Below are 12310 nucleotides of genomic sequence, written 5' to 3'. Positions count from 1 at the left end.
AAACTTTAAGGTTCCCCGCGAACCACGATTACTTTTCCATTCTAGTGCAAAATAGAATAACAATGTTTAAGCAATTTTTCTTCTTCCTGGCGATGATCCTTTTCGCCGGAACCGCCTACGGGCAACAAGGTGCCATCTCGGGCACTATTTATGATGAAGATGGCTTCCCGATGTTGGGGGCTAATGTCGTCATCCAAGGCACTACTACGGGTGCCCAAACGGATTATATCGAAGGCAAGTATCAGTTTAAGGCCGATGCCGGCACTTACACCCTGGTAGCCTCTTACGTCGGCTACGGTGATCAGATCATTGAAGGCGTGGAAGTGGTAGCCAATGAAACAACGATCCTTGACGTCAACTTCAAAGCAGATTCCGGTGTCGAGCTGGAGCTCGACGTAACGGTGACGGCCAAAGCCCTGGAGCGCGGCGAAGTTGCCGTGATGAAACTCCGCCAAAACGATATCAACGCTAAGGACATGATTTCCTCCCAGGAGATCAAGAGCCTCGGTGCCGGAACGGCCGCCGCGGCCCTGACGAAAGTGACCGGTACCACCGTCGTGGACGGTAAGTATGTCTACGTTCGCGGCCTCGGTGACCGTTACTCCGCTACGACCATCAACGGTCTGCGCCTGCCGAGTATCGACCCCTATCGCAACAGTGCTCAGCTGGACCTCATCCCGACGAGCATCCTCGACAACATCTCTGCTTCCAAGACCTTTACGCCCGACCTGCCCGGTGACTTCACCGGCGGTAGCGTGGACATCAAGATCAAGGCGCTGCCCGAGCGGTTTACCTGGGGCGTATCCGCTTCTGGTGGCTACAACGGTCAGTCTAACTTTCAGGACAACTTCCTGACCTACGATGCTGGTGATGGTATTGGCCTGGGGTATAATGATGGGACGTTGGACCGGCCGGCCAGCCTGGTACAATATGCTGACAGTGAATTGAGTGTACTGACGAGCAACGCCGGACGACGCGCCCGCCGGGATGATGAACTCGCCGGTGCTGTAGATGAAGTAGCCAACGAATTGGGTAACGGCTTCAATCTATACAATAAGGACTCCGGGCTTGACTACAGCCTGAGTGCCAACATTGGCAACCAGTTTCAGTTGGGCTCTATGCCCATAGGTGTATTTGGAACAGTAAGCGTAAGCCAGGACTTTAGCCAGTACAACGACGGTATCCGTGGTAACTACGTTAACCCCGGAGATGGAGGTCCGCTACAGGAAATCTACAATGTTCAGGATAACAAGAGTACCCAGGCCGGTAAGGTTGGCGGCATGCTTGGTTTGAGTTTCAAGCCCAGCCCTTCCAATGAGATTACCCTTTACAGTCTGTACAGCCATCAGGGGTTCACCGAAGGACGTATTCTTCAGGGATCTAACGAAAATAAAGGTGCCAGCGGCGAGGCCGATAACTTCTACCGCTCACAGGCTTCTACCTTCCTTGAACGGGAGCTGATTAACTACGTCGCTCAGGGAGAGCACGTGCTGACGGGCCTTGGTGGGACAAAGATCGAGTGGACGGCTAACTATGTTGATAGTGAGCAAAACGAGCCAGATCTACGCTTCGCCGAATATATCCAGCAGGGCGAAAACTTCATCATTGACCCTTCTCAGTTTAGTCGTCCGAGTCGCTTCTTCCGGGAGTTGGATGACCAGTCTTACCAGGGGAAACTGGACATTACTGTACCTTTCCTACAGAAGAAGAGTCGCGCTAACAACTTCAAGTTTGGTGGACAGTACCAAACTAAAGAGCGGGAGTTCAACGAGAACATCTTCGCCTACGACAACCGTTCCGGTATTTCCTTCAGCGAGGCTGGAGGAGACTTCAACACCTGGCTCGGCCCTGATAATCTCGGGGTAATTGGTGGTGAGCCAGGAAGCAATGTTATCGGAGTATTTCTCTTTGACAATTCTAACCTGGCAAACAGCTACACAGGCACATTTGACGTAGCTGCTGCCTACGGTATGTTTACCTATGAGTTTACGCCTCGGCTGAAAGCAGTGGCTGGCCTGCGGGCGGAGCAGACGACTATCCTGGTCGAGAGTGCGGTTGTTCCCAACGAAATCATGATGGCCGCAGAGAATGAGCGTGAAATTGATCAGGACCGCATTGATGACAACACGGCCAATATCGATGAGACGAACTTCATGCCCGCGCTGAACCTGATCTTCAAGGCAACAGAGTCTTCTAACCTTCGTCTTGGTTTCTCTCAGACAATTGCCCGTCCGAACATGCGGGAAGTAGCGCCCTTCGGTAGCTTCGGCTTCCTCGGTGAGCCAACGGTTTTTGGTAATCCCGACCTTCAGCTGACGAACATCGACAACTACGACCTCCGCTACGAGATCTTCCCGAATGCGGGAGAAGTAATCGCCGTCAGTGCTTTCTACAAGCAGTTCACGAACCCGATCGTGACAACTTTCCGTCTCTCCGGTGAGCAGCAATTTACCTGGACGAACTCGGAGAGCGCTGATCTCTACGGTCTGGAGCTGGAATTCCGCAAGTCACTCGCCTTCCTGGGGGAGAAGCTTCAGAACTTCACCTTCAGCAGTAACCTGGCCTTTATTCAGTCCAGTCAGGAAATTGACGCCCGTGAAGTGGTGCTTGGCCGTGAGGTGGACCCTGACTTTAGCGCAGAGCGCGTCTTCAACGGCCAGTCGGACTTTGTCGGAAACGCCAACCTGTCTTTCCGCACTCCGGAAACGGGCTGGGATGCCATCATCGCTTACAACTACTTCAGCGACCGCCTGCAGAGCATCGGTGCCGTTGGCTCCCCCGATATCTTCGAGCAGGGCCGCAGCCAGCTGGACCTCTCCGTTTCCAAGACGATCAATAACTTCAAGTTCAGCTTCCGGGCCCGGAACCTGATTAACCCGGACTACAAGACCTTCAGCGACTTCCAGGGGGAAGAGTACATCTTCAGCCAGTATACGCGGGGACGGGATATTTCCCTTGGGGTAAGCTACAGTCTGTAAGCGGACCTTGCTGCGTCCCGCAGTATTGCGGGACCTGCCAGCGTCCGCGCAGCCGGGGCTCGGACGCTCTGCCGGGCTCGGACGATTCGATGCTCTTGCCAGGCCCGGACGCTTCGAGGTCCTGCCGGACGCTCGAAGGTCGTGCCACGCTCGGACGCTCTTGCCACGTTCGGATGCTTCGAAGCTCTTGCCAGGCCCGGACGCTTCGAGGTCCTGCCGGACGCTCGAAGGTCGTGCCACGCTTGGACGCTCGAGGCTCTTGCCAGGCCCGGACGCTTCGAGGTCCTGCCGGACGCTCAAAGGTCCTTAGCGGTTTAAGAATTTGCACTAGATTACTTTGTAATCATCAGGCGCCTCTCACGGATTGTGGGGGGCGCTTTTGTACCGCCGACTTTAGTCGGCGGTAAAGGTCCAAAACCGCTCAACTGGGAAGCCCACCACCCCTTCACAAACATTTAATAAACCCTCCCAACTTATTCACTCAGCCTTTACGGACAGGTAGTCTCTCGTTAATGGAACCCGCTGACCTTTGCGGAATATTAACACACTATGAGAAACTTACTACTCCTTTGCTTTTTAACCCTTCTTTGCACCTGCGTCTGCGCCCAAACGGGCACGCTTACCGGACGGGTTGTTGATGAAAGTAATCTACCCCTGGCGGGAGCCACGGTTATTGTCAATACCGAAGCGATTACTGTTGCGGATGCCAATGGCTTTTTCAACGTGCGGAGCCTTCCCACAGGAGAGCACGCCCTGAAAGTAACCTATATTGGTTTTACGGATTTCGATCAGCCTATCACCATCACGGCTGGTGAAACGACGGAAATGGATGTGCTGATGAAGCCGGGCGTTTTGCTGGCCGAGGTGGCCATTGTGAGCCAACTGCGCGGGCAGGCCCGCGCCCTGAGTACTCAGCAGGCGGCCGTAAATATCACCAACGTGATTGCCGCTGATCAGATCGGACGCTTCCCCGACCAGAACATCGGGGATGCCCTTAAGCGGGTTCCCGGTATCAACGTTCAGTATGATCAGGGAGAAGCGCGCTTCGGGAACATCAGGGGTACGGCTCCGCAGCTAAGCTCGGTCATGATCAACGGAGAGCGTATTCCTTCTGCGGAGGCGGAAGTACGCTCCATCCAGCTGGACCTCATCCCATCTGACATGGTCCAGGCCGTAGAGGTTAGCAAAGCCGTTACGCCTGATATGGACGCCGACGCCATTGGTGGAGCCGCCAACCTCGTTACCCGCGCAGCGCCCTACGAACGTCGGATTAGCGGAACCTTAGGTGGGGGCTACAACCTGCTGGCCGAGCAACCTACTTTTAACGGCGGGCTTATCTATGGGGATCGGTACGCTGATGGCAAACTTGGTGTCATCTTCAGCGGCTCTTACTTCAATAACCAGTTGGGCTCCGATAATGTGGAAGCCGAATGGACCTATGACGACGAAAACGACAATGATCGCTTTGACGAAGGCGAGAACAACTATCCCGAAGAAATTCAGATTCGCCAATACTACCTGCAGCGTATTCGCCAGAGTTATTCCCTGAGCCTTGACTATAAATTTGATCCCAAAAACACCATTTTCTTCCGGGGCATCTACAACCATCGCAACGATTGGGAAAACCGCTACCGGGCAGTTTATAAAGATATTGAAGAGGAGGACGGCCAATGGGTGGCTGAGTTAGAGCGGCAGACGAAGTCTGGCACCGAAGACGAAAAGTACGCCCGTCTGGAAGATCAGAAAATGATGAACTTCAGCCTTAGCGGCGAGCACCTTTTCGGTAAGCTGAAAACTACCTGGAGTGCCAACTACGCCCGTGCTTCTGAAGACCGCCCCAATGAGCGGTACTACGAAATTGCCACGGATGATGTAGTGCCGGTAAACGTTGATTTTGACAATCCCGAAGAGCCACTGATTAATGCTACGGAATCCGCTTTTCAAAACCCTTCTTCTGCATGGGAGCTCAGTGAAATTACCGAAGAAACGCAGTTTACCGAAGATGTGGATGTGAACGGCCGGCTTGATTTTGAGCTGCCCCTAGCCACTACCGGACCAAGCCGCAATGCCCTCAAATTCGGTGCTCGCTTGCGGACGAAGAACAAAGTTCGCGATAATGATTTCTACGAGTACGAACCCGTTGGAGACAATGTATTCAATCAGGGACTCAATAATCTGGAGGACCAGAGCCGGGACAACTTCCTGGCTGGCGACTATCAGGCCGGCTCTTTCATCAGCCGGGAATACGTAGGAGATTTGAACCTGAGGGGTGCGGACTTCGAAGGCGAACAAGCCCTGAGTGAGCTGGCGGGCAACTTCGATGCTGACGAAAACATCATTGGTGCCTACGCTATGCTGGAGCAACAACTAGGCCCTAAGCTGCTGGCCGTAGCTGGTCTGCGCCTGGAGCGCACAAGCCTGGAGTACTCCGGCTTCCGCTATGACGATGAAGAGGAAACACTGACCGCAACCGGGAAGGCTACCTCGGACTATACCAACCTGCTGCCCGGCTTACATCTGAAGTACAACCTGAAAAAGAATACCATTCTCCGCTTTGCGTACACCAACACGTTGGCGCGGCCTAACTACTTCGACCTGGTACCTTATCGTCAAATAGAAGACGGGGAAGACCTCAGTATTGGTAACCCCGATATTGACCCTACCCGCAGCCTTAACCTGGACCTGATGGTAGAGCACTACTTTGGTAATATCGGTCTTGTGTCTGGTGGTGTTTTCTTTAAGGATATCAGTGATTTCATCGTAAACCAGAGCCTGGATGATTTTACCTTCGAGGGCACGGAGTACGGCAGCTTTACCCAGCCCATCAATGGCGGAAATGCGAATCTCTTAGGGCTCGAAGTTGCCTTTCAGCGACAGCTGGACTTTATCGCTCCGGCCCTGCGTAATTTTGGTCTTTACTTCAACTATACTTTCATTGACTCAAAGGTCACGGAGTTCAACTTCGAAGGCCGCGAAAACGAAGACCTCTCGTTGCCTGGCGCACCAAAGCATACCCTGAATGCTTCCCTTGCCTACGATACGGGTAATTTAACGACCCGCCTATCTTTAAACTACGCCTCTTCCTTCATCGATGAGGTAGGTGACGAAGCCTTTACGGATGTCAACTATAATGCGGTTACTTACCTCGACTTTAATTTCAATTACAGTCTAAGCCCCCGCTTTACACTCTATGGTAATGCCAATAATCTGTTGAACCAGCCGCTGCGCTACTTCCAGGGAAGCAGCGAACGCACTTTTCAGGCAGAATACTACAATGTCCGTTTTGATCTGGGCGTGAAGTTTGACCTGGCTAAATAGAAAACTGCTGTCCCATTAGTCCATACTTCCTGCACTCCACGTATGATTGTTTCTGCGTGGAGTGCTATTTTTTATTGTAAATCGCTGAATTATCAAGTACCTGATCTTACTCCCACTGCTACTTTTAATGAGCTGTGAACCACCGTCAATGGCCGATGAAACTCTTCCGCCGGTTATGGATGCGGAAAGCGCAGAAGCCAGAGAAGACAGCCTTGCTTTACGGGCAGCCTATGCGGCGCAGGATCTGATTATTCCGGCGGTAAGCGCAAAAACAGAAACGGACCAGGCTCGCGCAGGTTCTTTAGCCGATGCTGCTGATGATCCTGCAGTATGGAGGCACCCAACCGATGGGAAAAAGAGCCTCATTTTTGGCTCTAATAAAACGGGAGGATTAGCGGCCTATGATCTTGAAGGGCGTGAGGTCGATTATTATCCAATCGGAAAAATCAATAACGTAGATATTCTGGAGGGAGTCAGGCTGGGGGGAGCGACCGTTAGTTTACTCGGCTGTAGTAACCGGACGGATCAGTCGGTGGATCTCTTTAGCATTGATCCGGAAACGGGAAAGCTTACGGATGTGGCTTCCGGAAGCCTGCCGGTTGATTCCACGAAGATTGATGATGTCTACGGCTTTTGTCTGGCCAGAAATGTGAAGAATGAAGACGTTTATGCCATCATTAACGGCAAAAACGGTCGCGTGCAACAGTTTTTACTGGAAGAGTCCGAAGGTCGCTTGTCGCTAAAGTTGGTCCGTGAAATTGCCATCCCCTCTCAAACAGAAGGGATGGTGGCGGACAATGAGCTGGGATGGTTATACATCGGAGAAGAAAACAGAGGTCTTTGGAAATTGCCTCTCGTACCAGGAGAGGAAGAAGTTTTGGGCGCCGAAGCGCAGGTGCAATGGATCGTTGAGGGCGCAGAGATCGCTACCAACGATCAACTCGTAGCCGATGTGGAAGGCCTCTCTCTCCTCAGCACCGGAGCGGGAACGGGCTACCTCGTGCTTAGCTCCCAGGGTAACTTCTCTTACGCGGTCTTCGACCGCGCCGGAGACAATGCCTTCCTCGGGAGCTTCAAAATAGTGGATGGACCCGGCATTGACGGCGTGGAAGAAACCGATGGGCTGGAAGTCGTCGCCGGTAACTTTGGTCCCGACTTCCCGGAGGGAATGTTAGTGGTGCAAGACGGGTTTAACTATGATGATCAAACCCTTCGCCCGCAGAACTTTAAACTGGTTGACTGGCGGGAAGTAATTAGCGCACTAAGCCTTAGTGAAATAATGGAATAGGCTGCTGTGTCTGGCAAGCTCGAGGAGCTTTGTAACACAGCCCCGACTTTAGTCGGAAAACTATAGCATCTAACCTATCGATTCCTCCGTAAGTTCCACCCCCCGGTAAAAGGCCGACAATGGGAGCGTGAGGTCGACACTTTCGAGTTCAATGACAGCATCCAGACCTTCAAAATCGATTCGGGAGAAGATGTCCCCAGTGCCATTACGTCGGTAAAGAATAGCGATGGCCTTCTCCTGGTCGATCAGAAAGTATTCTTTCAGGGAAGGGAGCTTTTTGTAGTAGCGGAATTTAACGCCGTTGTCGTAAGCTTCTGAACTCTCTGACAGCACCTCAATGACGAGTACCGGGTTAATGATGGAGCCCTTTACGGTGTCCGATTCTTTGATCTCGCCGCAGACAGCTAAGGTGTCGGGGTAGACATACTGTCCATTTGGCTTTACTTCGATTTTCAATTCAGAGTTAAATGCTTCGCAGTTTTTATCATTTTCGTTGAAGTGATTATCCAGAATGGTAGTTGCGTTTCGGCTGATTCTTCCATGATTAATCGTCCCCCCCGCCATCGCAAAAACTTCTCCGAAATGAAACTCATAGCGAATGTCTCCGGACTGCTCCAGCTTCTGCCATTCTTCAATGGTGTACTTCTCGTTTTTCAATTGCGGTTGGCCCATGGTATTAATTTTAAACAAGGTACGGATATAACGAAGAAACCCGGCCAGCAGTTTGCTGACCGGGTTTCTCTAAGCATGTCTGGCAAGCTCGAAGAGCTTCGTAACACAGCCCCGACTTCAGTCGGAAAACCGTGAAACGGGGATTTTACATCATCCCTCCCATACCGCCGGGCATACCGTGGCTGTGGCCACCACCCGCTGCTTCTGGCTCAGGCTTGTCGTTGATAACACACTCCGTAGTGAGAACCATACCGGAGATAGACGCTGCGTTTTCCAGCGCAATACGGGTCACCTTGGTTGGGTCAATGACACCAGCCTTTTTCAGGTCTTCGTATACATCGGTGCGGGCATTGTAGCCGAAGCTGTGACCCTTGCCGTTGATGACCTTGTCGAGAACGATAGAGCCTTCTACACCAGCGTTGTCAGAGATCGTCCGCAGGGGAGCCTCCATGGCTTTACGTACGATCTGAATGCCGATGGTCTGGTCTTCGTTTTCGCCCTTCACGTCCTTCAGGGCCGCAATAGCGCGTACGAGCGCAACTCCGCCACCAGCTACGATACCTTCCTCAACGGCGGCACGGGTAGCGTGGAGAGCATCATCAACGCGGTCCTTCTTCTCTTTCATTTCCACTTCGGTGGCAGCACCAACGTAGAGGACGGCAACACCGCCAGCCAGCTTGGCCAGGCGTTCCTGCAGTTTCTCGCGGTCGTAGTCGCTCGTCGTGGTTTCAATCTGCTGCTTGATCTGACCGATACGGCCGTTGATGTTCTCATCAGCACCAGCACCATTGACGATGGTGGTGTTGTCTTTGTCAACGGTGATCTTCTCGGCGGTACCGAGGAGGTCCATTGTGGTTTGGTCCAGCTTGTAACCTTTTTCTTCGCTGATGACCGTACCGCCCGTCAGGATGGCGATGTCTTCCAGCATAGCTTTCCGGCGATCACCGAAACCAGGTGCCTTAACGGCTACTACTTTCAGCTGCGCACGCAGGCGGTTGACTACCAATACGCCGAGTGCCTGGCTCTCGATGTCTTCAGCAATAATCAGCAGCGGACGACCACTCTGGATGACCTGCTCCAGCACGGGCAGGATGTCCTGCATGTTGCTGATCTTCTTGTCGTGGATCAGGATGTATGGGTTCTCGTACTCCGTCACCATGCTCTCGGCATCGGTAACGAAATAGGGGCTCAGGTAGCCGCGGTCAAACTGCATACCCATCACCTCGTCAACGTAGGTGTCGGTGCCTTTAGCTTCCTCAACGGTGATAACACCATCTTTGCTTACGCGCTTCATGGCGTCAGCGATCAGCGCGCCGATCTCATTGTCGTTATTGGCGGAGATAGAAGCTACCTGCTCGATTTTGCCGAAGTCGCTACCGACTTCTTCGCTCTGTCCTTTCAGGTGCTCGATGACCAGCTTGGTGGCCTTGTCGATGCCTCGTTTGAGGTCCATTGGATTAGCACCAGCGGTTACGTTTTTAAGACCGGCCTGGATCATGGCCTGGGCCAGTACGGTAGCGGTAGTGGTTCCGTCACCGGCGATATCAGCGGTTTTGGAAGCAACTTCCTTCACCATCTGAGCACCCATATTGGCTACGGGGTCTTCCAGTTCAATTTCTTTAGCTACCGTAACTCCGTCTTTGGTGACTTGTGGAGCGCCGAAAGATTTTTGAATAACCACATTACGGCCCTTAGGCCCGAGGGTTACTTTTACTGCGTTTGCAAGTGCGTCTACACCGGCGTGGAGCTTTTCCCGCGCGGTTCTGTCAAAGCTAATTTCCTTAGCCATAATTTAATGTTTGAGTTGTTGAATAAATAAAATGATGGAATGTGGCCAGTGTGTCATTGTGACAACTACTGAGTGCAGTTAGAGGAGTAAGCGTAGAGTTTGAATGGTCCTTGCGGTAGCCATTCCTTTATTCACTCATTCCCCCATTCACTCATTCCCCCATTCAATCCTTAGACGATGACCAGAATGTCATCTTCCCGCATAATCAGGTAGTCATTGCCTTCCAGGTTAACTTCCTGGCCAGCGTACTTACCGTAGAGGACGATGTCTCCTTTTGAAACGGTCATCTTGTTGCCATCCTTACCGGGGCCAACCGCGATAACTTCGCCACGTTGGGGCTTCTCTTTTGCGGTGTCGGGGATGATAATTCCGCCACTGGTTTTTTCTTCAGCGGGAGCGGGTTTTACCACTACACGATCATTGATCGGCTTCATGTGTCTATGGTTTGGTTCGTAAAAAATTTAGTGCAATTCATGCGCCGCCAGACAAACTGACTTTCGCGCACGCGATTACCCTGCATAGGTCGTGCCAGTAAAGGGAGATTGACAATCTGTCAGTCATTGATGGCAATTCTGACAATTTTGGTGCTCCGGTAAGCTCAGCAGGGGGCGCGGCCGCAGGTGCAAGGACCCCGGTCGGGCCTTCGGCCCGGCCCCAAATGGGGGAGGAGGAAGGAGCAAGGCAGAGTGAAATGAGGGTTGAGATGCACAGCGTCTCAACCAATCTCTATCGCCACCACTGCGCCCTTAACCTCCCCTGCACCTGCGGTCCCGCGCCCTACTATTCCAACTCGTAGATGTACCACCATCTCATCCCGTCGAGCCATCCCCCGAAATTGAAGGGTTCGGCCCAGGCTGGGCGGTTGGTGTATACCTGTTTGGCTCCCGGCGGAGGATTGGGGGTCTTTGTCTGCTCCGAATAGAGGCAATGTGCCGTTTGGCATGCCGGCCAATTTGATCGTTCACCATTGATAATGCGAACGCCACCCGGCCGCTGGTAAAACCGGATGATGAGGTTGGCATAGGAGAAAGCGTGCTTGCCATCAGCAAAGAGGGTTATCGGCTCATCGTAGTGATTGTAGATGTAGCGGTTGACGAGCACCTCCGTCGTAGCGGGCCGCAAGGCGATTGAGGCGAGCAGCAGCCCGTTCAGCAGGACACAAAGCCCGATTGTTCCCCTGACCCATTTACGATCAAAGAAGTGCGCTCCGTAGGCCTTTTGTAACTCCTGCGCCGCCGCAATGATCATCACCGGCAGGAAGGGTAGGAGGGGAAAGAGGAAGCGGACGTCCTTACGGGAAAGGAAACAGTGCACGACAAAAAAGGGGATGATCATCCAGCTAATGGGATCCCGTCGGTAGCGCCATAAAAACCATAGAGAGGCGCCGAGGTAAATCAGACTCAGCGGGGGCACGCCCCGCTCGAAGACCTTCTGGAAATAACCGTACCAGGGTAGGGTGCCAAACTCAGCGGCTTTACCGGCCACCAGGTTTTGCTCCAGGTAATGCCAGGGGGCAATGACCCACTCGCCGTAGAGCCAGTAATCCAATAGCGTACCAATGGCTAGTGTCGTGAGTCCGCCCAGGATTAGTAAGCCCACCCGCTGCCATTTTTCCCGCGCCAAAAAGAGTAGCCAGGCGCCGAAGCCTACTACCATTAATCCCATCTGGTAACGGAAGAGGAAGGACAGGCCAAACAAGAGACCGGCGTAGAAGGCGAAAATGGAAGGTCCCGCTTTTTTGCCTGGTGTAAAGTAGTGCTCCGTATTCTTTGATGGGGCCATCGGGTACAATAAGAAACCTGCTGCCAGCGCCATTCCTGACCAGTTTTCTCCTGAAAACCGAATGCCGCTATAGATTGATGCCCAGTTGAATAGTAGCAGTAAGGCAAACCATTTGATTAAGCGATCCGAAGACAGCTGCGGCGAATAGCGGCGAAATAAGCAAACCGCCAGAACTGTGAACAAACCAGCAGAAAGGAGGCGCAGAAAGAAAGCCAGCCAGTAGGGGTGTGGGGTGCCGAAAAGCTCAAAGAGACTGTAAGCAGACCAGGCAATGGCTGGTTGCGCAGCTGGCCGCATTCGTTCTGCGAATTCCCAGGGTAAGTCTGCTGCGGCGACGATTCCTTGTTTGTAAGCAGCGAACTCCAGAATCTGGAAGTGTTCGTCTCCCTGTAAAAAGCCTACGGCGTTCCAGCAGCAGAGGATGAGCAGGAAGGAGGCAACTATCAGGTACTTTACGGGCATCATTGCTGGCATAGAAGGGTT

General features: G+C 52.7%; 7 protein-coding genes. 3 read left to right on the top strand and 4 right to left on the bottom strand.

From position 1 onward, the window contains the following. Window positions 1–62 precede the first annotated feature (62 nt). From BM123_RS21040 to BM123_RS21030, 3 genes are all read left to right on the top strand, one after another. Complete coding sequence (locus tag BM123_RS21040; RefSeq protein WP_090172617.1) at window positions 63–2978, top strand: TonB-dependent receptor; 2916 nt, start codon at window positions 63–65, stop codon at window positions 2976–2978. A gap of 549 nt (window positions 2979–3527) precedes the next feature. Then, a complete protein-coding gene (locus BM123_RS21035) occupies window positions 3528–6296 on the top strand; it encodes a TonB-dependent receptor (RefSeq protein ID WP_090172615.1) in 2769 nt (922 codons plus the stop codon). A 148-nt stretch (window positions 6297–6444) separates the two neighbouring features. After that, window positions 6445–7584 (top strand): phytase, encoded by a 1140-nt coding sequence (locus BM123_RS21030; RefSeq protein ID WP_175489500.1) that lies wholly within the window; start codon window positions 6445–6447, stop codon window positions 7582–7584. A gap of 69 nt (window positions 7585–7653) precedes the next feature. Here the strand turns inward: BM123_RS21030 and BM123_RS21025 are convergent, their stop codons facing one another. The 4 genes from BM123_RS21025 to BM123_RS21010 all read right to left on the bottom strand — a co-directional run bounded on the left by BM123_RS21025 (window position 7654) and on the right by BM123_RS21010 (window position 12301). After that, on the bottom strand, window positions 7654–8256 hold the full coding sequence (locus BM123_RS21025) for a Uma2 family endonuclease (RefSeq protein WP_139212012.1): 603 nt from the start codon (window positions 8254–8256) through the stop codon (window positions 7654–7656). A 145-nt stretch (window positions 8257–8401) separates the two neighbouring features. After that, complete coding sequence (groL, locus tag BM123_RS21020) at window positions 8402–10045, bottom strand: chaperonin GroEL (protein ID WP_090172610.1); 1644 nt, start codon at window positions 10043–10045, stop codon at window positions 8402–8404. A gap of 170 nt (window positions 10046–10215) precedes the next feature. Continuing rightward, on the bottom strand, window positions 10216–10479 hold the full coding sequence (locus BM123_RS21015; RefSeq protein WP_090172608.1) for a co-chaperone GroES: 264 nt from the start codon (window positions 10477–10479) through the stop codon (window positions 10216–10218). A gap of 346 nt (window positions 10480–10825) precedes the next feature. Beyond that, window positions 10826–12301, bottom strand: coding sequence for a glycosyltransferase family protein (locus BM123_RS21010; RefSeq protein ID WP_090172606.1), 1476 nt, complete (start codon window positions 12299–12301; stop codon window positions 10826–10828). Window positions 12302–12310: the final 9 nt, after the last annotated feature.

Source organism: Neolewinella agarilytica, from assembly GCF_900110645.1.
GTDB lineage: Bacteria > Bacteroidota > Bacteroidia > Chitinophagales > Saprospiraceae > Neolewinella > Neolewinella agarilytica.
Note: the sequence above shows the minus strand (reverse complement) of the source record. Positions and strands in the feature narration are given on the sequence as shown.